21 protein-coding genes are annotated in these 25,263 nt (G+C 49.8%); 7 read left to right on the top strand and 14 right to left on the bottom strand.

The genetic code is table 11. The features are described 5' to 3' along the window. Positions 1–92: 92 nt before the first annotated feature. Complete coding sequence (locus H6F86_RS18075; RefSeq protein ID WP_190450113.1) at positions 93–1,085, bottom strand: ribose-phosphate pyrophosphokinase; 993 nt, start codon at positions 1,083–1,085, stop codon at positions 93–95. A 56-nt stretch (positions 1,086–1,141) separates the two neighbouring features. Beyond that, positions 1,142–1,273, bottom strand: coding sequence for a hypothetical protein (locus H6F86_RS32885; RefSeq protein WP_277881687.1), 132 nt, complete (start codon positions 1,271–1,273; stop codon positions 1,142–1,144). A 404-nt stretch (positions 1,274–1,677) separates the two neighbouring features. Here H6F86_RS32885 and H6F86_RS18070 point away from each other — a divergent pair, with 404 nt between their 5' ends. The 3 genes from H6F86_RS18070 (at position 1,678) to bioD (ending at position 5,135) form a co-directional block, all read left to right on the top strand. Then, on the top strand, positions 1,678–2,136 hold the full coding sequence (locus H6F86_RS18070; protein WP_190450112.1) for a GatB/YqeY domain-containing protein: 459 nt from the start codon (positions 1,678–1,680) through the stop codon (positions 2,134–2,136). A 238-nt stretch (positions 2,137–2,374) separates the two neighbouring features. Continuing rightward, complete coding sequence (locus H6F86_RS18065; RefSeq protein WP_190450111.1) at positions 2,375–4,258, top strand: serine/threonine-protein kinase; 1,884 nt, start codon at positions 2,375–2,377, stop codon at positions 4,256–4,258. Positions 4,259–4,412: 154 nt separating this feature from the next. Next, complete coding sequence (gene bioD, locus H6F86_RS18060; RefSeq protein WP_190450169.1) at positions 4,413–5,135, top strand: dethiobiotin synthase; 723 nt, start codon at positions 4,413–4,415, stop codon at positions 5,133–5,135. 130 nt (positions 5,136–5,265) lie between these two features. On the opposite strand, the gene H6F86_RS18055 is transcribed toward bioD, so the two are convergent. Next, the gene (locus H6F86_RS18055) at positions 5,266–5,910 is read right to left on the bottom strand and encodes a GNAT family N-acetyltransferase (RefSeq protein WP_190450110.1); all 645 of its coding nucleotides are present in this window, start codon (positions 5,908–5,910) and stop codon (positions 5,266–5,268) included. Positions 5,911–6,024: 114 nt separating this feature from the next. Between H6F86_RS18055 and H6F86_RS18050 the strand changes: the two genes are divergently transcribed. Continuing rightward, the gene (locus H6F86_RS18050; protein WP_190450109.1) at positions 6,025–7,233 is read left to right on the top strand and encodes a M20 family metallopeptidase; all 1,209 of its coding nucleotides are present in this window, start codon (positions 6,025–6,027) and stop codon (positions 7,231–7,233) included. Between the two features lie 149 nt (positions 7,234–7,382). Here H6F86_RS18050 and H6F86_RS18045 read toward each other — a convergent pair whose 3' ends face one another. Further along, positions 7,383–7,790: a sulfur transferase domain-containing protein gene (locus tag H6F86_RS18045; protein WP_190450168.1), complete on the bottom strand. Its 408-nt coding sequence runs from the start codon at positions 7,788–7,790 to the stop codon at positions 7,383–7,385. A 158-nt stretch (positions 7,791–7,948) separates the two neighbouring features. On the opposite strand from H6F86_RS18045, the gene chrA reads away from it, so the two are divergent. Next, positions 7,949–9,160 (top strand): chromate efflux transporter, encoded by a 1,212-nt coding sequence (chrA, locus tag H6F86_RS18040; protein WP_190450108.1) that lies wholly within the window; start codon positions 7,949–7,951, stop codon positions 9,158–9,160. Positions 9,161–9,227: 67 nt separating this feature from the next. On the opposite strand, the gene H6F86_RS18035 is transcribed toward chrA, so the two are convergent. Next, positions 9,228–10,649, bottom strand: coding sequence for an amidohydrolase family protein (locus tag H6F86_RS18035; RefSeq protein ID WP_190450107.1), 1,422 nt, complete (start codon positions 10,647–10,649; stop codon positions 9,228–9,230). A gap of 346 nt (positions 10,650–10,995) precedes the next feature. On the opposite strand from H6F86_RS18035, the gene H6F86_RS18030 reads away from it, so the two are divergent. Further along, positions 10,996–11,637, top strand: a complete 642-nt coding sequence (locus H6F86_RS18030; RefSeq protein ID WP_190450106.1) for a GAF domain-containing protein — start codon at positions 10,996–10,998, stop codon at positions 11,635–11,637. 791 nt (positions 11,638–12,428) lie between these two features. Here the strand turns inward: H6F86_RS18030 and H6F86_RS31625 are convergent. The 3 genes from H6F86_RS31625 to H6F86_RS18015 all read right to left on the bottom strand — a co-directional run bounded on the left by H6F86_RS31625 (position 12,429) and on the right by H6F86_RS18015 (position 15,441). Further along, the gene (locus tag H6F86_RS31625; RefSeq protein WP_199305358.1) at positions 12,429–12,716 is read right to left on the bottom strand and encodes a hypothetical protein; all 288 of its coding nucleotides are present in this window, start codon (positions 12,714–12,716) and stop codon (positions 12,429–12,431) included. A 77-nt stretch (positions 12,717–12,793) separates the two neighbouring features. After that, positions 12,794–14,875 (bottom strand): prolyl oligopeptidase family serine peptidase, encoded by a 2,082-nt coding sequence (locus H6F86_RS18020; protein WP_190450167.1) that lies wholly within the window; start codon positions 14,873–14,875, stop codon positions 12,794–12,796. Between the two features lie 215 nt (positions 14,876–15,090). Continuing rightward, a complete protein-coding gene (locus H6F86_RS18015; protein WP_190450105.1) occupies positions 15,091–15,441 on the bottom strand; it encodes a hypothetical protein in 351 nt (116 codons plus the stop codon). A gap of 172 nt (positions 15,442–15,613) precedes the next feature. On the opposite strand from H6F86_RS18015, the gene nagA reads away from it, so the two are divergent. Then, complete coding sequence (gene nagA, locus H6F86_RS18010) at positions 15,614–16,771, top strand: N-acetylglucosamine-6-phosphate deacetylase (RefSeq protein WP_190450104.1); 1,158 nt, start codon at positions 15,614–15,616, stop codon at positions 16,769–16,771. Between the two features lie 316 nt (positions 16,772–17,087). On the opposite strand, the gene H6F86_RS18005 is transcribed toward nagA, so the two are convergent. The 6 genes from H6F86_RS18005 to H6F86_RS17980 form a co-directional block, all read right to left on the bottom strand. Then, positions 17,088–17,345: a phycobilisome linker polypeptide gene (locus H6F86_RS18005; protein WP_190450103.1), complete on the bottom strand. Its 258-nt coding sequence runs from the start codon at positions 17,343–17,345 to the stop codon at positions 17,088–17,090. Positions 17,346–17,462: 117 nt separating this feature from the next. Next, complete coding sequence (locus tag H6F86_RS18000) at positions 17,463–18,335, bottom strand: phycobilisome rod-core linker polypeptide (protein ID WP_190450102.1); 873 nt, start codon at positions 18,333–18,335, stop codon at positions 17,463–17,465. Between the two features lie 144 nt (positions 18,336–18,479). Continuing rightward, on the bottom strand, positions 18,480–19,295 hold the full coding sequence (locus H6F86_RS17995) for a phycobilisome rod-core linker polypeptide (protein ID WP_190450101.1): 816 nt from the start codon (positions 19,293–19,295) through the stop codon (positions 18,480–18,482). A gap of 117 nt (positions 19,296–19,412) precedes the next feature. Next, the gene (gene cpcA / locus H6F86_RS17990; protein WP_190450100.1) at positions 19,413–19,901 is read right to left on the bottom strand and encodes a phycocyanin subunit alpha; all 489 of its coding nucleotides are present in this window, start codon (positions 19,899–19,901) and stop codon (positions 19,413–19,415) included. A gap of 110 nt (positions 19,902–20,011) precedes the next feature. Further along, on the bottom strand, positions 20,012–20,530 hold the full coding sequence (locus tag H6F86_RS17985; RefSeq protein WP_190450099.1) for a phycocyanin subunit beta: 519 nt from the start codon (positions 20,528–20,530) through the stop codon (positions 20,012–20,014). 882 nt (positions 20,531–21,412) lie between these two features. Then, positions 21,413–24,985 (bottom strand): GAF domain-containing protein, encoded by a 3,573-nt coding sequence (locus H6F86_RS17980; protein ID WP_190450098.1) that lies wholly within the window; start codon positions 24,983–24,985, stop codon positions 21,413–21,415. Between the last annotated feature and the right edge of the window lie 278 nt (positions 24,986–25,263).

Here is a 25,263-nt window from a genome sequence, read left to right as displayed (position 1 = left end):
CAGAGCCAGGAAGATTTCTTTTAGAATACCTGCCTTACATACTATTGCCCTATGACGATCGAGAGATTTAAGCAGCGTTGCCCTACAGTTCTCTAGCGAAACATGCTGCTTACAGAGGTATCTTCGTGGATGCGCCAGATTGTTTCACCAAGCAGATTCGCGACGGAAAGAATGGTCAGTTGTGGGAACTGATCGCTCTCTGGAATTGGAATAGTGTTGGTTACAATCACTTCCTCAAACAAACCGCTAGAGAGCCGTTCGATCGCCGGTGGTGAAAAGACAGCATGGGTCGCGCAAGCATAAACTTGTCGCGCGCCTTCCTGCTTTAGCAGCCGTGCGCCCTCAATAATGGTGCCTGCCGTATCGATCATGTCATCGACTAAAACAGCAGTTTTGCCTTTTACATCGCCAATCAGGTTCATGACTTCTGCCACGTTGTGCGCCTGTCGTCGTTTGTCAATGATTGCTAACGGTGCATCACCCAGCTTTTTGGCAAAGGCGCGTGCACGTGCTACACCACCGACATCAGGTGAAACAACAACTAAATCCGACAATTGCTTGCTGGAGAGATAATCTATCAGCGTCGGCGAACCGTACACGTGATCAAGCGGAATATCGAAGTAGCCCTGAATTTGCGCTGAATGCAAATCCATTGCCAGCACACGATTCGCACCTGCCTGGGTGATCAAGTTGGCTACCAATTTGGCACTAATTGACTCTCGCCCAGCAGTTTTGCGATCGGCTCTGGCGTAACCGTAATAGGGCATGACTGCTGTGATCTGCCGTGCGGAAGCCCGACGACAGGCATCGACCATAATCAGCAGTTCCATCAGGTTGTCATTCACCGGACGGCATGAGGGCTGAAGTAAATAGACATCGCAGCCCCGAATCGATTCTTGAATTTGAATGTAAAGTTCACCATCGGCAAACCGTTTCCGCACCATAGGGCTGAGATCCATGCCCAGATAACGCGCAACTTCCTGAGCGAGCAGCGGGTTGGCTGACCCAGAAAGCAGCCGCAGTCGATTTTGGTCGTTCAGGGGCGACAGCGCAGCTTTAGGAGTAAGAGTTGCAGAGCGGATCACGGCGTACCCTCAATCGTAGTCATCGCAATAGTACCATTCAGGTTTGAAATCAGCCCTCAGGATATATCCCTTGGAGCGATCGTAACGCGATCGCGAAAGATGAAAAACGAGCGAGTGCCTTTAGCATCCACATTATCGCTTCCAACGATCGCATCTTGGCGATCGCTAATTAATACAGTTTGAGGCATTGAGAACATCAATCAAATAAAGGCTCAGTGGGGCAAAGCGATGGTATAAGCAGTATCGCCACCTAAGGCTAAACTGCCGCTATCTCGCTTTTCGTTCAATGCCGTCCAGCTACTTGCTAATCTCATTTATGATTGTCCTTCACTACTCATTTTCCCGTGATTCTAAAAAAACAAATCAGTGAATCTACAGAAACTACTATGACAATCCTATTCAATTTGACCTCTACCTTTGTGTAGTAAGTCTCTTGGATGGGTGAACCTTAGCCTGGACTCATCATCTTGGGCTGGTGGACAGCTTTGAGCAGTCAGCAGTCAGCTCTAGACTTTACGCTAGATGTCTAACTTCACCGAGTCCATGTCATAGTTTGGAACGCAACGTACTCGACGCAATAAAGGATAACGCTATGAGTTTGAACGATCGCGTTAGTGAAGCGATTAAAAGCGCTATGAAAGCAAGGGACAAAATTCGGTTAGAAACGGTTCGTAGTATTAAAAAGGCAATTTTAGAGAAAGAATCTAGCGTTCGTCCTTCTGGTCAAGAAAATTTAACCGAAGCGCAGGAAATTGAGTTGCTGGTGCAGTTGGCGAAGCAGCGACGAGATTCGATTGCTCAATATCAGCAGGCTAATCGCGATGATTTAGCCGCTCAGGAAGCTCAGGAATTGGCAATTCTGGAGGAGTATCTACCTCAGCAACTCTCGGATGAAGAGATCGAGCGTGCGATCGACCAAATTATTGCTCAAGTCGGTGCCACCGCTGCCAAAGATATGGGTAAGGTGATGGGACCCGCTATGCAGCAGCTTAAAGGTAAGGCAGATGGTAAGAAAGTACAGGATCTGGTGAAAGCAAAACTGAGTAAATAGGGCAAAGAGGCGATCAACTGACCCGTTCACGGGCTTCTTTTCGTCTTGCTTATGCTTTGCTAGAAGAAAACTGCGATCGTGCTACAGCCCTTAACTTCGTAGCAGCCTCAAAGACAGGGCATCCCTCTGCCAGAATAGGAGTGTCTGAAGAGACAGCAGACAGCCTAGTGACCTAAATACCTCGATCACTTCAGCAGTAACACTCTTTCTTCACCCTTTACCCCGTCCCTACCCTGTTATGCGCCCACCGATCCCCATTGGCATTACGTTACAAAACCGCTACCGTGTCCTAAGCGTGTTGGGTCAGGGAGGGTTTGGTCGCACCTATCTGTCAGAAGATCAGGGGCGGTTTAACGAACTTTGTGCCCTTAAGGAACTGATTCCAGCTCAGGGAAGCGCCTATGCACTGGACAAGTCGAAAGAACTGTTTCAGCGAGAGGCACAAATTCTGTACCAGATTCAGCATCCGCAGATTCCTCAGTTTCGGGCAACCTTTGAGGAAGACCAGCGCCTGTTCTTAGTGCAGGATTATGTCGAAGGACAGACGTATCGCGCCTTGCTGGAACAGCGGCAGGTGCAAGGAATAGCGTTTTCGGAAGCAGAGATTTTACAGCTCATGCGGCAGCTTTTGCCTGTGCTGGCTCATATTCATAGCAAAGGCATTATTCACCGCGATATTGCGCCAGACAACATCATATTGCGGCAGCAAGATGGCAAACCTGTCTTGATTGATTTTGGTGTAGTGAAGGAACTGGCAACTCGGTTTCAGTCGCCAACGATGACCGCGCAAAATACAACCGTTGGTAAACCAGGGTTTGCGCCTAGCGAACAGATGCAGTCGGGGCGAGCATATCCCAGCAGCGATTTGTACTCGCTGGCAGTGACCGCAGTAGTGCTGCTGACTGGACGAGATCCACAGACCTTGCTGGACGATACGACGATGACCTGGTATTGGCAGCGCTGGGTAACGGTCAGTCCGGGTTTTTCTCAGGTGTTGAACAAGATGTTGAGCTATCGTCCGGGCGATCGCTTTCAGTCTGTTGCCGAAGTGGCGCAGGCGCTTCAGTCGCCCCTGGTTACTGCTCCTACTGTGCCGCCACCCTACCAACCCCCAGTACCGACCGCAGCACCGCAGCCCGATATGTCGCAGATGGCAACGATGGCAGTGGGTCGACGAGTAGACCCAGCACCCGTGGCTGCAACTTCTAATCGTGCAGTACCAACCGTGCCTGCACCCCGAAGCTCAGTGTGGGATGACCCGCTGGCAGTAGTGGCGATCGGTCTAGGGCTAGTCGTGCTGACTGGCGTTGGCACTTGGGCAGTCGTGCGGGCATTTTTGAATAACCAGCCGACACCCACACCGACACCGACGATTACAACATCGTTTAGCCCAACCCCATCGCTTGAGCCTACACCTACGTCTAAACCAACGAATGAGCCGATCGCCTATAGCCAAAATCTAGACCTTAGCCCTGATGGTGGCAAGGTATCGAAGACGGGCACTCTGCGATCGAACGAAACGGTTAACTACATTCTCGCAGGTGAACAGGGTCAGCAGTTGAGTGCTGTGCTTTCGGGCGAAGGAGTACTGATGACGTTGCTAGGTCCTGATCAACAGCCTCTTAGTGGACAGTCTAATCGCGTGTCGCTTTGGCAGGGCACGTTGCCTTATACAGGTAGCTACTCGATTCGGCTCAGCCCCGTTAAAGGGTTGGATAAGAGCGATTATCGGCTGGATGTAAACCTCAGAAGTGCCGTTGTACCTAGTCCTACGCCAATCCCAACGACTCCGCCCCCTAGCCCATCGCCATCAGCCCCCAGCATCCAAATTCATCGTGTGCAGTTTGAAACGGGTCAAACGTCAACGACAGTTAGCGATCGCGGTAGCCCACAGGTTGTTCATCGTTATTTAGTACGAGCAAGCGAGGGACAAATCTTTAAAGCTGCCGTGCGTGATGGCTCTATTACCCTCAATATCACTGCCCCTGATGGGCAACTGATTCAAGCTGCCGCAAACGTCTTGTCATGGGAAGAACAACTGCCCCTAAGTGGCACCTATCAAATTGATGTCATTGCCGCTCAGGATACAGACTTTAGCCTGGACATTAGTGTGCGGGACTAGAATAGATTCTGGCTCAAACTAGTGGCGGTGCTGCGTTTTTTAAGGGCGATCGCTCGATGTTAAACAACCAGTTACAGCTAGACACGTTCCATTGAGCCAGTATATTTGTTATGGGTTATCCATCATCAGCAACCAACCACTACACGCTATTCTCTTGAACGCTTTATTGATTACTGGAACTGACACAGACGCAGGCAAGACTGTTTTAACAACAGCGCTGGCAGCATATTGGCAAACTTATTGTACGGCTCAGACCCTGGGCATTCTAAAGCCCATTCAAACAGGTGATAGCGGCTTGGACGGGGTAGCTGAGAGCGATCGCGCACTTTATAGCCGTTTGTTTAAGCGTGACCCTAATGAAGTAACGCCCCTACCGTTTGTAGCGCCACTGGCACCACCGATCGCTGCCGCACAAGAAGGTCGCCGCATTGAGCTGGACAAACTGTGGCAGGCATTTGAAGCCATGCGTCAGAAATACGACTGGGTTCTAGTGGAAGGCTTAGGCGGACTTGGTTCACCTGTTACCAATGAAACAACTGTGGCAGATCTGGCGTGGGATTGGCACGTGCCAGCCGTGTTAGTGGTGCCCGTGAAGCTGGGCGCGATTGGGCAAACGGTCGCGAACGTTGCGCTTGCCCGCCAAACTCGCGTTCATCTCAAAGGCATTGTGCTCAACTGTGTTCAGCCTTGTACAGAGCAAGAAATTGCTAACTGGGCACCGGCTGACTTGATACGATCGCTGACCAGTATCCCAGTTTTGGGGCTAATGCCTCACTTACCAGATCCGACTAATTTAAGCGCACTGGCTCAAATTGCTTCAGACCTTGATTTAGAGAGCCTGCTGCCGTTAGCAAGTCTGCTTTCTGGTATCGCTTAACAGCTTGCGGGAGGTAGGGAATGAGGGGTAAGGGATGAGGGATAGGAAATGAAGGATGAATTTCTCTGTCTCCCTTTGTTTGCCTTCTCTTGCTGGCTGCTGACCTGCTCTACGTCTCTAGTCTTTGGTTTCAGCCGTTTGCTGTTTGGTTATCGCTTTCTGTTATCGATCGCCCAAACACCATTGTCACCAGTCCGTATGCTTGATAGAGATCGACGCCTAAGCGGCTACGGATTGGCGTTGGCAATGTGTCTGAAGGCACTGTTACAAAGCCTAGCTGCCGATAGAACTTTACTCGATGCGGTTGGCTTGCTAGATAGAGCGGTAGGGTTGCCTCTTCCTTCAATCGCTGCATCAAAAATGACCCATAGCCTTGTCCTTGCGAGGCTGCATCCACACAGACCAAATATGCCTCAGAATGGGTTTTGTAACGCAACAGTTTGGCACAACCAAGCACTTCTCCATCACACTCTACAACCCAAAAATTTGTGGGTGATTGGGACACCTGCCAATAATCCTTTAGCGTCAGCAGAGACAGCACTGTTAAGGCTAAGGCGTGCGAGTAAAAGCCATGCAGCGTTAGCAAGAGGAGCAATGTGCCGATCGCAAGAACGATCATCCCTAAAACCTGACGAGACAGAGGCTTTGGTTTTGTAACATAAGGAAGCTGAAGCGACTGGTGAAACTGGCTGACGAGCCGCTCGACAACGCGGCGATCGCCTGCTTGAGCCGGACGGGTAAGACATTGAGGTCTTTCGGAAAAAGGTTGAGTCATAGAAAAACAACGGTAAAAACCAAATCACCTGTTTAAAGTCGTTAAAGTAGGAAGATTGAATCGGCAATCCCTTTCAGGGTGCCCAAGGTTTTATTGAGAGGCACAGCGAGCACTATGGTTGCAACTTCATTATTCCCACACCCTGTTGATACATCCCGTATTCGCGCTGCCATTCAAGCGTTGCAGCCAGAGCTTGTTGAGTGGCGCAGACAGCTACACCAAAAGCCTGAGCTAGGGTTTCGTGAGCAATTGACCGCCGCCTTTATTGCTCAAGAATTAGACGAATGGGGCATTGAGCACCAAACAGGGATCGCGCAAACGGGCATTGTCGCCATCATTCAGGGCGATCGGTCTGGTGGTGTGCTGGGTATTCGTGCGGATATGGATGCACTCCCGATCCAGGAAGAAAACGATGTGCCTTACAAATCTCAGCATGATGGTGTGATGCACGCTTGCGGTCACGATGGGCACGTGACGATTGCCCTCGGCACTGCTTACTACCTGTCGCAACACCGGGACTTTGCTGGCACGGTCAAAATCATCTTCCAGCCTGCTGAAGAAGGACCCGGCGGCGCGAAACCAATGATTGAAGCGGGTGTCCTTAAAAATCCAGATGTGGATGCCATCATTGGCTTGCATTTGTGGAACAACCTACCACTGGGCACGATCGGCGTTCGTAGTGGTGCGCTGATGGCAGCGGTAGAGCTATTTAATTGCACCATTATTGGTAAAGGCGGACATGGTGCCATTCCCCAACAAACGATCGACTCGATTGTGGTGGCATCGCAAGTTGTCACCGCGCTACAAACGATCGTGGCACGGAATGTAGACCCGACCGAATCAGCCGTGGTGACAGTGGGTAAACTCAACGCTGGCACTGCTCATAATGTCATTGCAGCCACCGCCAAGATGAGTGGCACCGTGCGGTACTTCAATCCTCAGTTTGACGGCTTTTTTAAGCAGCGAATCGAACAAGTTGTCAGCGGCATCTGCCAGAGCCACGGTGCTAGCTATGAGTTGGAGTACTACAGCTTGTATCCACCTGTGATCAACGATGAGCGCATTGCCAACCTGGTACGATCGATTGCTGAAACGGTCATCGAATCGCCGCTCGGTATTGTGCCCGAATGCCAAACAATGGGGGGTGAAGATATGTCGTTCTTCCTTCAAGAAGTTCCCGGTTGTTATTTCTTCCTCGGTTCTGCAAACGCCGATCGCGATCTGGCATATCCGCATCACCATCCCCGATTTAACTTCGACGAAACAGCGTTGGGAATGGGCGTTGAAATTTTTGTTCGCTGCGTTGAGCAGTACTGCCGCTAAGGTTAGTTGTGGTGTGGTTAAGAACGTCGAAAGAATCAATCCCTCCTTCTGCTGTCAACCTCTTCCTGACTCGAAATAACGTTCCGTTTTTTGGTTTTGCAAAGGCTTGATACGGATTGCATGAACTGTTTGAAGAAGGCTGGATTTACTTACACAAGACCATCTAAGAATTGTTGTAACTGCGGCTGCTCTGGATTAATGCCTAAGGTAGCGGCTTTTTCTAAAACAGCTTTGCGACTTAATTTTTGCTGCGTGGCGAAGGTGATTAAGGCAGCGGCACTAGCTCGTCCACCAGCACCACAATGAAAAAACACGGGAGTTGGTAATAGCTCAACGGCTGCAAGCACTGCTGCTGTCAGATCGGCATTCGCTTCTGTGGGTTGCAGTGGCACATTGACATATTGCAGACCAACATTTTCAGCCTGTTGTTGTTCATCCACTAACGCGCCCACTTCATTAGATGAACGTAGATTTACCACTGATTTAAAGCCTTGATCCGCAAGCTGTTTCAGGTCTACTGGGGTCGGTTGCCCTCCGGCTGAAAACTCATCGCTGATTTTTTAACATCCGTCATACAATACTCCTAAATCACGATTGACTTACCGATCTTTTTGCTTGACGGCATCATAGCAAAACTTGCTTTGTCAGTGTAGAGTGGCGTGATCGAAGTTTAGTAGTCGTACGGTTGATCACTGGCAGTCGAAGGAGAGCATTCGTGTTAGAGGCGGAGGATGTGCAACAGGAACCAGAGTCAGTCGCTTATGCCACGTTGTCAGCTTCACAACAGCACCAGCGTTTAACAGAACTGGCAACAGTATTTTTGCGCCTGGGTACGATCGCCTTTGGTGGTCCAGCAGCTCATATTGCCATGATGGATGAAGTGGTGGTGAAGCAGCGGCAGTGGGTGAGCCGAGAAAAGCTTTTGGATTTGCTTGGAGTCACAAACCTACTTCCTGGTCCTAGCTCGACTGAACTCGCGATTCATATTGGTTATGAACGAGCCGGATGGCGTGGTTTATTCATTGCAGGAAGCTGTTTTATTTTGCCTGCGATGCTGATTGTCTGGGGATTGGCAGCGCTCTACGTTCGGTACCAAGCCGTTCCTCAACTCCAATGGCTGTTGTATGGGATTAAACCTGTCATGATAGCGATCGTGCTTCAGGCACTTTGGAATCTGGGTCAAAAAGCAGCAAAAGATGTGCCGACTATCCTTGCTGGGCTGGCAGCAGTTGCCGGTTATTTTGCTGGCTTAAATGAAGTGCTGCTGCTGTTGCTTTTGGGGCTTGCGGTCATGCTGGCGAAGTGGCAGCGACACAGTACGACCATTGGCGCGTTTTTACTACCCTTTTCTGGGGTTTTGTCACAGACTGGGGGCACCACGATCGCCACTGCCTCCGTCGGTTGGGTCAGTGTCTTTTTGTTTTTTCTTAAAATTGGGTGTGTGCTGTATGGTAGCGGCTATGTGTTGTTAGCGTTTCTACAGCAAGATTTAGTAGAGCGCAATCAGTGGTTAACGTCTCAGCAACTTTTAGATGCTGTAGCGATCGGGCAATTAACACCGGGTCCTATATTTACTACTGCTACCTTTATTGGCTATTTACTGGCTGGCAATGCTGGAGCGATCGCGAGCACCCTTGGCATTTTTTTGCCAGCTTTTTTGCTGGTTTGGTTGGTAAACCCTTTTGTGCCAAAGCTGCGTCAATCACGCTGGGCAAGTGGCTTTCTGGATGGTGTGAATGCTGCCTCACTTGGACTTATGGCAGGGGTTGCTTATACTCTGGGACAAACTACCTTAACTGATGGACTAACCGTCGTTTTGGCAATGTTGAGCGCGATCGCAGTTTTTCGCTTTAGGGTTAATTCTGCCTGGTTAGTGCTGGCAGGTGGAGCGATTGGTCTTGCCTCTTACATCCTGGGCGCTAGCTGAAGCATCCTCCTTACAGATGGAAGGGTGCGATCGCTCAGATCCATGCTGCTTCCAGGCTCACCATCACTCACTCTGCTACTAAATCGCCACATTCAGGCAAACCCATCACACGACGATAATGCGCTTCGACGGTGTGGATTGTTTGGTAGTGGGGCTTGCTGGCGGTCTGACTGTTAAAGGCCGTTTGTGCAAAATCGTTTGCATTGACCGTTTGCAAGGTGCCACCAGCGACCACTCTCTGTCCACGCACCCAGACGCTATCGACCACACCGTTGGGTCTACCGAGAACGAGCAGCTTCACCGGATCAGTGCGCGGCAGCAGAGACAGATTTTTGAGATCATACAACACCAGGTCAGCCTGCTTACCCACCGTGAGGGAACCAACTTGGTCGGCTAAATTGACCCCTGTGAAACCACCGATCGCAGCCATTTCAACAGCTTTGTGGGGCGTAATCCAGTGCTTGTAATCTAGATCGGTGACGTTATGGAGTAGGGAACCAAGCTTGATCGCTTCGAGCAAATCTTGACCATCATTGCTGGCGGCTCCATCACAACCAAACGTAACGTTGACTCCAGCTTGCAGATACTTCAGCACGGGCGCAATGCCGCTGCCCAGACGCAGGTTGCTGGGGGCATTGTGTACAACGGTTGACTTGGTTTCTGCCAGAATTGCTATATCTGAGTCCTCTAGCCAAATGGAATGGGCAAGCGACGTACGGTGATCCAAAAAGCCAAGCTGCTGGAGATGTTTAACGCCGCTGCCACCGTAGCGCTCCTGTGCCAGCATTTTTTGTGCTTTTGTTTCGAGCAGGTGCGAATGACGGCAAAGATTATGGCGATCGCTCAGGTCTCGACACCCCTCAAACAGTGCATCCGAACAGCGATGAAAGCCTGTGGGTCCCACTGCAATCTGAATGCCCGCGTCTGGTTCGTGAAATTGAGCGACGATCGCTTCTATCAGTGCCAGAATTTCAGTGGTGGATTGATGAAAAGGCTTGTGGGGCAGTGTTTTTAGCCCTTCAGGATAACCTCCTACAAAGGGCAAATCTTGAATCAACGGTGCAATAAAGGCACGAATGCCAATTTCTTTGTAGGCACGGACGGCGGCAGCCACGCTTTCGAGTTCGTGTCCCGCAATGAGATACAGATGATCCATTACGCAGGTGCCACCCGACATAAGGGTGTTGATGGCGGTGCCTAAAGCACCCAGGTATGCCTGCTCTATTTGTGTTGGCGATGTATCAAAGACATCTGCTAGCCATAGCTCTAGAGGCAGTTGGGGAATCAATCCGCGCTGCCAGAATTGGGGTGAATGGGTATGCCCATTGACGAAGCCGGGCAGCAACAGCTTGTTTTCAGCATTGATCGCCGTTCCCACTATTGGCAAACTGGCTCCGATCGCCGCGATGCGATCGTCCTCAATTTGCACATCGACCGTAGTGTAGCTGTCCTTAACAGGAATGAGAGCAGAACGAAGGGTATAAGTCACAAGCAATCCTAGCGACGTTGCTCGGTTTCTCCATGCGTTGCAAGGCAGCGAGCTTATGCCGGTCTAGAATACCAGGTTTGGCGGCTGTTATATGTAGCTTTGTAACCATTCTGGCAGCTAGCGCTGTGAGGCAGCTTGCTCAAACAAAACTGCTCTTGTAGGCTTCAGGATGCCTGTGTTTCAACCGATCGTTCAAAGTGTTCAAAAGCTGATAGTGAGCTTTTCAATACCAATGCAAGCTGTAAAATAGCGATCGAACTATAGATGCTAGACTCGGAGACAAAGAGCGGTTCAAGCTTTCGTAAGCTATGTTCGCAAAATTCACTTTAGTGTATGGGTGTTAACTATGGTCTTTTGGGGTGATCACACAGGTGAGCCAAGCTCTTACAGAGGTTGGAAAGTGCTAGCAGACACAAGCAAAATCAACACACCATCGGAGCTTGATAAATTCTGTAAAAAGCTATTTCAGTGGCTGCAAGTGCATATGGCTGTGGATACTGTCACCCTCCTGCTGCCAGACTCAGGCAACCAGGATCTAACCGTGCGGTCTACTATTGGGCTAGAAGAAGAGATAAGCCAACAAATTTTTATTCCGATCGGGAAAGGTTTTGCAGGTAATATTGCTGAAAACAAATTACCAGTAGTTGTTGAAAACTTAGCAGCAGTAGAAGTTGTTAGCCCAGTTTTGCGAAACAAAGGTTTGCAATCTATGGTTGGGGTGCCGTTGCAGCTTGTACATAGCGTTGTAGGCGTGCTGCACGTTGGCACGTTTCAGCCTCGCAAATTTAATGAACGAGATATTCAGCAGCTACAGCTAGTTGTTAACCTGCTTCAACCAGTTATAGCTAACGCAGGAGTTTATAATTTTGACCAACGTTACTATAGCCAAGCAGCCTGTAATAGTTGGAAAGGTAAATATTACCAGCTCGTTAAAATGCTTCTCGGTAGTAAGCAAGCCCAATCATTACAATACGACATTAGTTATTGAGCGGTCGCATAACTTTTGAATGGTAAAAGATGTAAAGGCGATCACACAACGGTAGTATTTCAAAAAGATTAACGTTAGATTTTCTGCTAGCAACTCCATCTAACAGAATATTGCTTATGTTAAATGCTTATAAATATAGGAACTGTTGCTGTCATTCAAAGCTAGCTAACAGTGGAAGAATCGTTATTCCAGCTTGTGCTTAGGAGTCCATAGGAACGAGAGAATAAGCGTTGCAGACTAGAACTGAACGGTGATGTTTGCCAAATCTAGTCCAGCGATGTGGCTCGGTCATAGAAGCATAATACTTAATTTCTGTTGTGTTCAAAATTTTTCTTGGCTTCGCGTCCTTCTATATTCGAGGTGCCTTAAAGTAGGTATAGCATCTAGCTAATTAGTAAGCTGCATCCACATACAAGTATGGACATATGGATCACTTAGTCAGTTCGATTAGGAAAGGGCTGACTGAGCAAAACTGGTACGCATCTCTCGGTTTAGCGCTAACCTTACCTGACATTTGTGGATTTCTTGAGTCACCAACGTTCGGTTCTAAGCAACGATATGTTGCATGGTGTAATCGCTTTCTTGTGCCCAAGTACACAAGTTCGGTTGGTGCTGGGGCTTTTAAACACGTATTCCTTAGCGGAGAGGACTGCTATGCGCTGCGATGCGCGTTTCTCCATGAAGGTACTAATGAAATAGTCCGCCAACGCGCTCGGCAGGCGCTCGAATCGTTCTTCTTCACCACCCCTCCACCACCTGGTGGCAATTCCGCTCACTGTAAGTAAAGGAACTCAAGGCTTCAGTTGCAGGTCGATAACTTCTGCAATGATGTTTGTGATAGCGTTGAGGCTTGGAATGACACAGTGAAGGACGATACAGATCTTCAGCAGCGAATGGGCGAGCTCCTGATAATCTGGCAGTCTGACGGAACAGTTCGTTTGTAGCGCACTTATTGGCATCGTTCCTTGTCGTCTTATAGTTCCACTTTTGTCGTCAATTTCGTGCCAGCGATGCTCCCGTAACAACTGTGTGGTTTGAGCAATCCACGCATCAAAGTCTGCCAAATATGAGTCACTCATTATTTGATGCCTGCTCTAAACACAGCATGACAGCGAGATCGCTACACTTTCATCATAAAACCGATGCACTCCGACAACTAGCTTTCGATCGCCAATACCTTCACCAAAAACGCCCATTTATCGGCACTTTCTTCGATGATTTTGGCGGTGGGTTTGCCTGCGCCGTGTCCTGCCTTCGTTTCAATGCGGATCATGACGGGTGCATCGCCTTTGTGAGCGGCTTGGAGGGCAGCGGCAAATTTGAAGCTGTGGGCAGGCACCACGCGATCGTCGTGGTCGGCAGTGGTAATCAGCGTCGCGGGATAGGCTGTGCCTGCTTTGAGGTTGTGCAGGGGCGAGTAGGCGTAGAGTGCTTTGAATTCGTCGGCATTTTCGGGTGTGCCGTATTCCGAGATCCATGCCCAGCCGATCGTAAATTTGTGGAATCGCAGCATATCCATCACGCCAACGGCTGGTAGCGCCGCACCAAAGAGTTCAGGGCGTTGCGTCATGCAGGCACCGACGAGTAAGCCACCGTTACTGCCGCCTGCGATCGCCAGCTTTTGGGGAGACGTGTATTTGTGGTCAATCAGCCATTCCGCCGCAGCAATGAAATCATCAAACACGTTCTGCTTTTTCAGCTTGGTGCCTGCCTGATGCCAGTCTTCGCCATATTCGCCACCACCGCGCAGGCTCGGTTCTGCAAGAATGCCGCCCATCTCTAACCAAACCAGTGTGCTGACGGAGAAACTGGGTGTGAGAGAAACCCCAAAGCCCCCATAGCCATAAAGGAAGGTGGGATTCGTCCCATCCAGCACCAGTCCTTTTTTGTGGACGATGAACATGGGAATTTGCGTGCCGTCTTTGCTGGAGTAAAAGACTTGTTTCGTTTCGTAGTCGTCAGGGTTGAAATCTACGTTTGGTTGGCGAAACACGTGGCTTTCGTTTTTCACCAGGTCGTAACGGTAGATCGTGGCTGGTGTGGTGAAACTGGTGAAGCTGTAGAAGGTTTCGGTATCGTAGCGTTTGCCGCCAAAGCCACCGACCGAGCCAAGCCCAGGAAACTCAACGTCGCGTATGGGAGTGCCGTTCAGGTCAAAGAGCTTTACCTGACTATGCGCATCTTTTAGGTAGGAGGCAACGAACTGGTTGTTGAGAATGCCTACGCCTTCGAGCGTTTCTGCTGCTTGAGGAATAACTTCTTGCCAGTGGGCACGATCGGGATTGGTGGTATCGATCGCCACCACACGACTGCGCGGTGCCTCTAGATCGGTGCTAAACCAGAAGCGATCGCCATCATTGTCGATGAAACTATAGCTAGCTTCAAAGGTGCTGATGAGTTCGACGATCGGTGCATTGGCGATCGTCAAATCCTTGTAGAACACCAGATTGCGCGGATCGGTGCCTAGCCAAACGGAGATGATGAGAAAACGCCCATCTTCACTCACACCACCACCAAAGCCCCAGTCTTTCTGGTCAGGACGTTCATAAATGAGAGTATCATCGCTCTGCGGTGTGCCGAGACGATGGTAATAAAGCTTCTGGTAATAGTTAACGGCTTCAAGCTTAGACTTTTCGTCTGGTTCGTCGTAGCGAGAGTAGAAAAAGCCCTTGCCATCATGCGTCCAGGAGGCACCAGAGAATTTCACCCACTGCACGCGATCGTCTGTATCCGTTCCGGTTTCCACCGCTCGCACTTTCCACTCTTGCCAGTCGGAGCCAGATGTGGACAGCCCATAGGCGAGGTGCTGCCCATCTTCGCTGATGGAGAGTCCCGATAGCGCCACGGTGCCATCTTCCGAAAGGGTATTGGGGTCAAGCAAGACAACAGGTTCATCCTCCAGAGCCTTTAGCGTGTAGAGGACGCTCTGGTTTTGCAAACCATCATTTTTGAAATAGAAATAACGTTCACCCTGTTTAAAGGGAATGCCGTACTTTTCGTAGTTCCACAGTTGGGTGAGGCGTTGTTTGAGGCGATCGCGCGCTGGAATCGTTTCCAGTAACCCAAACGTTAGCTTGTTCTCTGCCTCAATCCAGGCTTTTGTCTCGTCAGAATCCGGATCTTCAAGCCAGCGATACGGGTCGGCAACCTGCGTACCATGGTAGTCGTCAACCTGATTTGCCTGATGGGGCTGAGGATAGACGAATGTTTGGCTAGAGAATTGGTTGGGTTCTGTCATGGCGGCGGATATGGAGCAACTTTGTCCATAGTGACAGATCAGAACGAAAAGGGCGATCGCACCAACCAGCAAAACGCGCTTTTTTACAGATAAATGCATAGACACTTTCTGGACGATCGCGACAAGCTGTGTCGTTAACCAAGCCTAGCAAAGCACAACCAGATCCCTGACTTCTTGAAGAAGCCGGGGATCTAAGTAAAGACATTGAGTTGTAGTTAGCGGACTCTTACCTGCGTTTGCAGTTGGGCATCCACCAGGTTCAAATATGCCTGATCACTTACGGCTGTCACTGGTAGCAATTGGGCATTGACGGCACCTTGTACCACTTCTTTGGCACCAATCTGACCCAGCGTATACGCCGAAGCCAAGCCTAAGTAGCCCGGAATCCCTTGTGACTTGAGCCCACCGCGTTGCGCGATCGTCACAAGGTCAGAGGGTGCGATGCGATTGTTCGCAATACTGACGGCAGGATAGGGATTATAAGCCGTTGGATCAGCGTTTGCAGTCGAAACCATAGCAGTACAGAGCGTGAGTGTGGTTAAACCAGCAAGAATGAAGCGTTTCATGGTCAACCTCCCAATAGTGGTTAGAACTAAGATTATCGGCGTTCGTTTAGTGGCTACCTGAACTGTCGATGAATTTATTATTGTACTGCAAACTGTTTAATGTCAAACAATTATTGACATCCTTGCAGACGATCAGGCACCCTATTGCTTAACCTGCTATCACTGCCTTCTCATGGCTCACCCAACGCTGGAACTGATCAATGCTCGTCTGCCTGGCTATGAAGGGCTACAGCGGCTTGCGATCGAGCAGCACACAATTCAAGCGATCGCGCCTATGAGTGCAGCCACTTACTTGCCGTCGCTGGATGTACAGCAAGTGGATGTGGCAGGCGATTGGCTTTCCCTGGGCGGCATCGACCTGCAAATTAACGGCGCACTTGGGCTAGCATTTCCCGATCTCAGTGACGACAATAGCGACAAACTCGATGCCATCAGCCAGTTCCTCTGGCAGCAAGGCGTTGATGGCTTTCTACCCACGATCGTCACCACCTCAATTGAAAACATCCAGCGATCGCTCGCCCTTCTTTCCTCCCACTCCCCACGCCCTACTCCCCGCTCCCCCATTTCCCGAATCCTCGGCGTTCACCTCGAAGGTCCTTGCCTCAACCCTGACAAACGGGGCGCACATCCCGCCGAATATTTGCTGCCACTGACGATCGACACTATTAAACGCCTTCTTGGTGACTATGCCAGCGTTGTCAAAGTAATGACCCTCGCGCCCGAATTGGACCCAACAGGCAGGGTAATTCCTTACTTGCGATCGCTGGGTATTACCGTTAGTCTGGGGCATTCTCAAGCAACGGCAAGTCAGGCACAGCAAGCGTTTGACCAGGGCGCGACGATGGTGACACATGCTTTCAACGCCATGCCGGGACTTCACCATCGGGAACCAGGACTATTAGGTGCGGCGATCGTTCATCCCCAGGTGTATTGTGGTCTTATTGCCGATGGTCAGCACGTTTCGCCGATCATGATGGATCTTTTGCTGCGAGCCAGTCAGTACGATCGTGGTGTTTTTCTGGTCAGTGATGCGCTCTCACCGCTGGGCTTACCTGATGGCATTTATCCCTGGGACACCCGCCAGATTGAAGTCAAAAACGGTACGGCTCGCTTGCCGGATGGCACCTTATCGGGAACGACTTTATCGCTGTTGGTAGGGGCACAAAACCTGGTGAAGGGAGGCATTTGTGATGTTGAAACAGCGATCGCCCTTGCTACTATTGCGCCTCGTCGAGCGATCGGCTTGCCAACGAATCTGATCGGGCAGACTGCTAATCTGCTCCAGTGGCACCAGTCAGACTGTGGCGAACTTTCATGGCAGCGACTTTAAGGAGATTTCTAGCAAACAAAATACCCGTAGGGGCAGGTTTGATACCAGCGTGGTCAGTTATTCGCAAAGCTTCTGGCAAAACCTGCCCCCGACAAGCGGTACTAGAGTAAGGCTCTGCAACTACCCGTTCAAAAAAAAGGTGCAAGAAGTTTTAGCTTCCTACACCGTTGAACTCAAGGGCTACTTGATGTTTAGAGAATGAATAAAAAAGTGCGACGTAAGGATTAAACCAGATGCCGAGCTAATTGTGTGACCAGGCAAATTCGTGCCTCAGCTTGCCTAACCCGCGATCGCGGTCAACCGCTTATAGTGGCGGCTACTCTGCGTGAGACGACGATGTCGATGCAGTCAGGGGGCGGATATTTACAATCTTGCCACCCAGACGAGTAATGCGACGCATCTCGTCATTCATGCGACTGTAGGGCACCTGAAGCAGGATAGTGCTGCTGTTACGAACCGGATAGCTCTGGTTCTGCGTTTGTGAGTTCTGCCGTAAGCCTTCGACTTCATAGATAAAAACGCGATTGTCCGCATTTGAAACAGACGCGTTAATTAAGGTGGGCTGTCCCGACATGGTGCTTCTTTCTCCTAATGAATGAGTCAAATTACTAACGTGCAGCAACAACAGGGAAGGGTGCGTTGGGTTGAGTCTTAAGCATTTTTGACCCATTCAACGCACCTTGGCCAAACACTATTGCGCGAGGGTAACGCTGGCGACTCTTCCCCCCAGCTTGTTGATTTGCTGGAGTGTACTTGTCAGTTGCTCGTAGGGGACAATAAACTCTTTGTTACTACGGCGGACTTTGGGATAGCGAGGTAGGTTAATACCTGCAACCTCAATCCGGTAGAGCCGAGATGTAGCCCCCTGCGAGGATCTACCAAACGATCGACTGGGTGCTGTGCCCTGCTTCGATGGTTGGTAAGCCCACCCTTCACCACTACCAGATGGAGCCGTGATGTGAGATGCACTATTTCTCGCTAGATCGGTTGCCAGCCGAGAATCAGGACCGCCAAGCTGGGCGCGATCGCTATTGGCATAGCCACGGTACAGGCGGAACATACGGGTAAAGCCGACTGTTCTTTGACCCACACCTGTTGTCACCAAATCACGGTAGTAGGGCACAACGGCTTCACCAAAATAGGTGGTGTATTCTTCAGAGTCGATGTAAGAATCGATATCTGCTTCAAAGCCTTCATTTTGGTAGCGATCAAGATGCTCAATCACTTCAGATTCATCATAAGGAGCGCGTCCCAGTAGATGCTTGAAGTTCAATTCAATCACTCGTGTTTGAAAGTGGGGGTATAGAAACTTCGTTTTGTAGAGTTCTGATTTAGCCACTGCTCGGACAAAGTCCCGCACGGTCAGTTGACCATTCATAAGCAACGACTCTAAGCCAGTCAGACGTTCCGACTGCATCAAATAATCGTTTCCCAAGACCTGCCGATAGATTGCCTGAATAATTGTCTTGGCTTCGTCCGCAGTCCAGCTTGCACGCAATTCAACTGGGCGTGTTTCATTAAAAGCAGCGGTTCCTAGACGAGAGGCTGCGGTTGTAATTGGCACGATGACGCTCCTTAATGCTTTGGTACTATGAAAAATTGGGTAGATGAGCCGATGGGTTAATGGGGAAACCCACTCATCCACGTACTGGCTCTCCTACCCATCCACTTTTCTATCAATCCTTTCTACCGATTCACGTCTTTCAAGTTACGCGATCGTTAGACTCACAACTTTGCTACCCCGCTGGTTAAGCCGTTGCAAAGTGGGTGAGAGTTGATCGTAAGTGACGAGGCAGGCGCTCACGCTACGCCGGATCTGGGGAGCCCGTCCCCGATTAGCCTGTGTAAAGCGCACCCGGTATAGCTGACCGCGATCGTCGCCTGCCGCCCCTGCCAAACCCCGACCAAAGGACGCTGTTTGAATAGGTGTAGCCTGATTACGTGCGAGATCTTGGGTTAACCAGGCAGACTTGTTTTTGCCTTGAGCGCGATCGCTATTGGCATAACCCCGGTAAACCTGAAACATCCGGCTGAAGCCTACCGTTTTTTGTCCCTGCTGTGTAGCAAAGCCCCGGTAATAGGGGACGATCGCTTCTCCAAAATTGGTTTGATATTCTGGTGAATCAAGATAGGAGTTGATCTCAGCCTCATAGCCTTTTTGAGTGTAGAGATCAACGTGGTAGGCAATCTCTGCTTCATCATAGGGCGCACGACCCAGTAGATGTTTATAATTCAACTCAATAAAGCGAACCTGAGGCGTGGAGTAAAAAAACTTTTGTCGATATAACTCCGACTGTGCTAAAAGACGCACAAAATCTCGAACCCGAATGTCACCCTGACGCAACAGTGATTCGGCGCTAGTCAAGCGTTCGCTCTGCATCAAGTGATCATTGCCAAACACCTGCCGATAAGCAGCGCGAATGACGGCTTGCACATCTTCTTCTGTCCAATTTGCCCGTAGTTCTGTTGGTACGTTTCCTACAAATGGCTCGATTCCTAACTGTCTAGCTACCAAACTAGTCATGACTTCTCCTTAATTTCAATGAAATTTTAAGCAGAAAAATCATGCCCAGAACCCCAAAAACTGTTCATGCCAGACCCCTAGCAGTAACAATCTTTCGTTGTTCTGGGCAGCAAGAAACTAGCTCAGTGCATTGATAGCGTAGTCAATGTAGGAATTTGCTTCAACAGCAGGATCACCACTCAGACCGTGGTTTGCCCGCACGTGCTTCAGCGCTTCAACATACCAGCTTGGGGACAAGTCAAAGGTGCGGTTGATTTCTGCCAAGCCACCGATCAAATACTCATCTAGAGGGCCTGTACCACCTGCAATGAGGCAGTAGGTGATGATGCGGAGGTAGTAGCCGATGTCTCGGACGCACTTTGCCTTACCGCGAGCATCAGATGCGTAGTTAGGACCCTGCATTTGGGTGGTGTAGGGAAACTTTTGGTACACTGCATTCGCTGCACCTTCAGCCAAGCTCTGTGCCTTGCTGCTCAATGCTTTTGCAGCATCAAGACTGGCAGCCGCTTGACGGAAGCGTCCAAAAGCGACTTGGATTTCGGTAGAGCTAAGAAACCGTCCTTGAGAATCGGCGGTTGCGACGGCTTCGGTTAAAGGGGTTTTCATGCTGAATTCTTCCTCTTCAATGATTTTGCAAGTTGACGTTAAAAGAAGGGTGCCATCCATCATGTGTCTTGTACAACGTGACCCATGACTAATGACGAGTGGTTAAAGCATTAACCGACGGCAGCAGCAGCTTGATCAAAGTAGCTGCCCAATTCAGACATCAGAGCACTGCAATCGCCACGAGTAACGTTGTTGGGGTCGTTGGCAAGCGCGATCGCAGCTTCTTTCATTTTTTGCACACCAGCTGCAACGGAACCACCAGGAACGCCTAGCGCTTGGTAGGTTTCGCGCAAACCATTGAGGCAGCGATCGTTGAGTACGCTAGCATCGCCAGTAAACACAGCGTAGGTCACGTAACGCAGGATGATTTCCATGTCACGCAAGCAAGCTGCCATGCGACGGTTGGTGTAAGCATTGCCACCGGGTTGAATCAATTGGGGCTGCTCTTCAAACAAGGAGCGGGCTGCATTTGCAACGATCGTGGATGCGTTGCCAGTAATGCGGTTAACAACATCCATGCGCTTGGTACCAGCATCGACCATAGCCTTCAAGGCATCGATTTCAGCATTGCTAGCGTAAGCGCCACGAGTATCTGCTTGAGAGACTACTTTTGTAAAAGCGTCGAGCATTTCAGCTTCTCCTAGTATTTTTGACATTAAAAACACAAATTCTTAAAGCCTTACTGTCTGCAAACCTATCCCCCACAATTGAGCAACGAAACTGTCAGGCTGAAGAAACAAGCTCTCTTTTGCACATAAACCTTGCGTGTTTATAAACAAAGTTGATGCAACAAAATTCAGAAGTAATTCTAATAGAGCTGCCTGGTTGCAGCCAACCAACGGTGCGTCAATCAACACGGTGAATATCGCAAAACAGTCTTCCAAAATCCATGCGTAGTCTAACCCAATTCATTCAAGTATTCCTCGAATTTTTAAGGTGGGTTTAAAGAACGTTTTAAAGGTTTTTTCTACCGCTCAAAACGGTTTAAGTAGACCATCAAACCAATGAAATGGTATGCAATGAATTTTTAGGAAGGCGAACCTTAATTCAGCTAAGAATCAACGGTTGCTGTGCTTCTTGAACTTGACATTGATTAAAGCAAGCCTAATGTGCAAAATTTGTGCAAAATTAAAACGAGTGTTCGTATAAGCGGTTACAAAATATTAAGAAGCGCTGCATCCCTTGTGTGTCAAGGCTTCTAGATTCTTTGCTTTCTTAGTTTATCTGAGCTTATTGTTACTTTTGTTTACACTTGTTCAAATAACTAAATGTAAAAGGTGGAGCTGGCGATCGCCAGATGTTGCTACCCACCTCTACTAGTTAGGTTTCAGCCTCGTTTCTGTAGATAGTGCTGCTGACTGCAAACTACTGTGTTAGCGAGAAAGAAGGAACAAGGCGATTCAGCTTAATTTGCATATGCCATTGACGATCAAGCAGGACGCACGATCTCACCTTGCTCTTTGTCCTGGTTTCCAGGTCATGGCGCTCGCGTGAAAGGCATTGGCGAGACATCAACCACTCTCTTGCTCGTCAAACTCTAGCGGTATCCTGACGGTGAAGGTTGTCCAGCCATCGGCACTGGAAGCCTCAACGACTCCTCGAAGCGGCTCAATCAGTCGCTTGACGAGTGCCAGACCTAACCCTGTACCCCGGTGCTGCCAGGGATTAAGGCTGGGAATGCGATAAAACTTGTCGAACACTCGGTTTAGCTCGTCAGCCGCAATTTCAACTCCAGAATTGCTGACGCTAATCTGAATGTGCGATCGCGCCAGAGTGGATGATCGCTCCACCGCTTGCAGCGACACAACAATGGTTTCGCCTGCTGGAGTGTATTTACAAGCATTTTGCAACAGTTCGTTAAAAATGCGTTCCAGATAGGAATAATCGGTTGTTAAGGGAGGCAGAGGCATTGCCACACGAGTTTCCAGACGTTGCTGCTGGCTGCTAAGACGATCGACAAAAGGCGCTAAAAGCGGAGCCAGCCAGACTTGAAGATCCCGTGTGCTGGGGTTGAGCGGTTCAGCCTGGTGCTCCAAACGAGATAGATCGAGCAGGTCGTCGATTAACATGGTTTCGCGCTGACATTCGTCACGCAAGACCTGAACGTAGCGGGCTGCACGTTGAAAAGACTCTGGCTGCAACACTAGTGAAGATGGATCTGCAGCATTGCGTGATCGCCCGTCCTCGGTTTGCAACAGCACAACTTCTAGCATTTGAATCGCCATTCTGATACTGGACATTGGTGTACGCAGTTCGTGCGAAACGGTGCTCACAAAGTCGTCTTTGAGCTGATTGAGCCGTTCCAGTTCATCGACTTGCGCTTGTGCTGCTTGATAGAGACGTGACTGCCGCAGGGCGATCGCACACTGATTGGCAACCTGCTGCACCAGGCGGACTTCCTGCTCCGAAAAAACGTAACCCGCATAGTTGACGAGTCGCAAATCTCCTAACACAGACTGATCATCAACGATAGGACACGCTAACCGTACTACGTGTTCTTGAATCGGTCGCGCATCCACATTACAGTACTGAAAATGCTGTCCCTCTAGTAGCTGCTGGTAAACTTCTGGAAACTGCGACATGGGAATTAGGCGACCTTGAAGGCTCTCTACCGCCGTCGTATATTCGTAGCGCACATTCACTGCGCGCTGAGGTAGATCGTAAACAGCTACGCTACATCGGCTTATAGCCAGTGTGACAGCGAGTTCTTCTACGACTGCCCGTAAAATTTGGTCTTCGTCCAGGCTGTCACGCACCCGCTCAGCAATCCGCTTTAACGTCGCTTCAAAGCTAAAGGCTTGCTGCAAGAGGAGAGTGCGTTCTTGCACCTGTTCTTCCAAACGGGCATTGAGTTGCTGCACTTGCTGATAAAGCTGCGACTGTTGAATGGCGATCGCCAACTGATCCCCAACGGCACGGGTGAGCTCAATTTGCCAGTCTTGCCAGACAAAGGGTTCTGGTCCATGAATCAGTGTGATGTTGCCCCAGACGGCACCGTTCATCTGCAAGGGCACTGCCAGCCATGCTCCCGGAAACGTTTGCGCTAGAATTTGAGTCATTTCATGAGCGATCGTGCTGGCATCATCGAGCCGCACAATTTCCAGTTGTTTTAACCGTGCCGTAATGGGATTGCCCTCATCAGGAATTTCTAGCCCCACTACATCTAAGCCAACGGGTGCAACATCTGGGCTTTGGCGATAGCTAGCTTGATGGACCCAAACACCTTGCTCTGGTAAATATTGCAAAATGTTTGCTTGTTCAACCTGAAGCAAACTTCCCATTTCCATAACAGCTGTTTGGAAAATTGTCGTGAGATCTAGTGAGTTGCGAATTGCCTGAATGACTCGACTCAGCGCTTGTTCTTGCCTTGCCTGCTGCTGCGTTTGCTGATAGAGGTAGCTTTGGTGGATGGCGACCGCAACCTGAGCCGACAGCTTTTTGAGTAGGTCAATCTCTAACTCATCCCACTGGCGGGGTGCCGCACATTGCTGCACCGCTAGTAAGCCCCACAGATGCCCTAGCCCATCTTCATTCCGGTTCACTTGGCTTGGAGGCAGCAGCACTGGAATAACTAGATTTGCTTTTACCTGAAATTGCCTGAGTAGACCAACATAGCACTCAGCTAACCCCGCATTTTCTAGATCATCAATGCTACTAATGTTGCCGTTTGCATAAGGGATCAAACAGTCCGCCATCGCCAAACAGGGGTCAAAAAGGCGTCGCCCCAGCATGGGAATCCAGCCATCTCCGACTGATTCCACAATGACAAAGCCACTCCAATCTGGCTCGAACCGATAAATGATCACGCGATCAGTCTGGAGCAGTTGGCGTACCTCTGTAACCGTTGTGTTGAGAATCTCATCCAACTCAAGCGACTGACGTACCCGTTGCGCGATCGCTACTAGTAGGCGCTCTCGTTCAGCCTGCTGACGCAAAAGGGCTTCTGCCCGCTTGTACTCCGTGATGTCGCGACTGACACATAGCAAAAAGTCGACGCTGCCATCCTGGCTGAACTCCGGCACAATCCGCGCTTGATAAACTTTTAAGCCAGAGGGGGTCGAAAACTGAAACTCAGTAATTTGTTCTTGCTTCGTATCTAGCACGGCTTGCAGCGTCTCACGCCAAGATTCCACTAACTCGGTGGGCATTCCCATCTCGGCGTTGGTGCGTCCAATAAAGGCTTCTACAGCAATGCCAGTTGCCACCTCGACTGCAGGATTAATGTAAACGTGGCGAAACTCCCGATCAAAGCGCACCACAATATCGGGAGAGTTTTCCACCAGTGCCCTAAATTCTTCCTGGCGACGGTGTAAGAGCGCTTCGGCTTGCCGCCGTTCGGTTACATCTTGAAAAATCAAGACACCACCTGTAATTTCACCCTTGTCATTGCGAATGGGTGCAGCCGTGTCACCGATCGCTCGTTCTAAGCCATTCTTCGTTTGCAGCAAACAATGCTCAGAGATACTGACACTGGCTCCCTGACGGATTGCCTGCAAAAGCGGGTTTTCGATCGTTTCTCGTGTCTCTGCATGGATTAGACGCAATACCAATTCAGCAGAGGCACCTAATGCTTCTGACTGCTGCCAGCCAGTAAGGTGCTCTGCAACTGCATTCATAAACGTGATGCAGCCATACTCATCGGTAGCGATCGTGCCATCACCAATACTGGCTAACGTCGTTGCCAACCATTGTTCGGCTTGCTCAAGCTGTTGCTCCAATTGGTAGCGACGCAGCGCAATATTGATAGTTGTATACAGCCCAACCTGATTAAAGGGCTTAACGAGATAGCCAAAGGGCTCCGTAGCCACCGCACGCTGAAGTGTTTGGTCTTCGGCATTTGCTGTGAGGTAGATGATAGGAATGCCCAACTGCTCATGAATTTGAGTCGCGGCAGCAATGCCATCCAGCCCACCCTCAAGCGAAATATCCATAAGAACGAGATCAGGTTGTGTTTCGGCTGCCAGTCGAACGGCTTCCGTTCCTGATGTCACACTTCCTACAACCGTATGTTCCGAATGCTCCAAAAAAGCTCGAATCATTAAGGCAGCCACAATCTCATCTTCAACAATTAAAATTCTTGCCATACGTGAGGCTGCTACTCCTGGCAGACAGAGCAAACTAAGACAACACCATTCTCATCCCGCACCGAACTAAAGGGAATCAGAAGAAATGATGATCTTTGGACTTGACACCACTTCTTGATCCAGAGCGTAGAGACCTTAATGCTTGCTGGTGTAAAGAGAACTAGCGTGTTTTTTGTTTGGTAAAACTAGAGGATCACTTTCATCAGCTATCTCTCCTTGTTTCGCGATCGCACAGCGATTCTAGAAAGCTAGTGATGAACATCATTGTTGAAAGCATT

The organism is Phormidium sp. FACHB-592 (assembly GCF_014695795.1).
Classification (GTDB): Bacteria; Cyanobacteriota; Cyanobacteriia; order Leptolyngbyales; family Leptolyngbyaceae; genus Stenomitos.
The sequence above is the reverse complement of the archived record's forward strand: the minus strand, read 5'-3'. Positions and strand labels throughout refer to the sequence as shown.

Bases quoted from the DNA above. Each gene is read 5' to 3' on its own strand.
- H6F86_RS18030 (WP_190450106.1), top strand. From the start codon at position 10,996: ATGGTCTTTTGGGGTGATCACACAGGTGAGCCAAGCTCTTACAGAGGT.
- H6F86_RS18005 (WP_190450103.1), bottom strand. From the start codon at position 17,345: ATGTCGGGACAGCCCACCTTAATTAACGCGTCTGTTTCAAATGCGGAC.
- H6F86_RS18055 (WP_190450110.1), bottom strand. From the start codon at position 5,910: ATGACTCAACCTTTTTCCGAAAGACCTCAATGTCTTACCCGTCCGGCT.
- nagA (WP_190450104.1), top strand. From the start codon at position 15,614: ATGGCTCACCCAACGCTGGAACTGATCAATGCTCGTCTGCCTGGCTAT.
- H6F86_RS18065 (WP_190450111.1), top strand. From the start codon at position 2,375: ATGCGCCCACCGATCCCCATTGGCATTACGTTACAAAACCGCTACCGT.
- H6F86_RS32885 (WP_277881687.1), bottom strand. From the start codon at position 1,273: ATGCCTCAAACTGTATTAATTAGCGATCGCCAAGATGCGATCGTTGGA.
- H6F86_RS31625 (WP_199305358.1), bottom strand. From the start codon at position 12,716: ATGAGTGACTCATATTTGGCAGACTTTGATGCGTGGATTGCTCAAACC.
- H6F86_RS17995 (WP_190450101.1), bottom strand. From the start codon at position 19,295: ATGACTAGTTTGGTAGCTAGACAGTTAGGAATCGAGCCATTTGTAGGA.
- H6F86_RS17980 (WP_190450098.1), bottom strand. From the start codon at position 24,985: ATGGCAAGAATTTTAATTGTTGAAGATGAGATTGTGGCTGCCTTAATG.
- H6F86_RS18020 (WP_190450167.1), bottom strand. From the start codon at position 14,875: ATGACAGAACCCAACCAATTCTCTAGCCAAACATTCGTCTATCCTCAG.
- cpcA (WP_190450100.1), bottom strand. From the start codon at position 19,901: ATGAAAACCCCTTTAACCGAAGCCGTCGCAACCGCCGATTCTCAAGGA.
- H6F86_RS18015 (WP_190450105.1), bottom strand. From the start codon at position 15,441: ATGAAACGCTTCATTCTTGCTGGTTTAACCACACTCACGCTCTGTACT.
- H6F86_RS17985 (WP_190450099.1), bottom strand. From the start codon at position 20,530: ATGCTCGACGCTTTTACAAAAGTAGTCTCTCAAGCAGATACTCGTGGC.
- H6F86_RS18050 (WP_190450109.1), top strand. From the start codon at position 6,025: ATGGTTGCAACTTCATTATTCCCACACCCTGTTGATACATCCCGTATT.
- H6F86_RS18070 (WP_190450112.1), top strand. From the start codon at position 1,678: ATGAGTTTGAACGATCGCGTTAGTGAAGCGATTAAAAGCGCTATGAAA.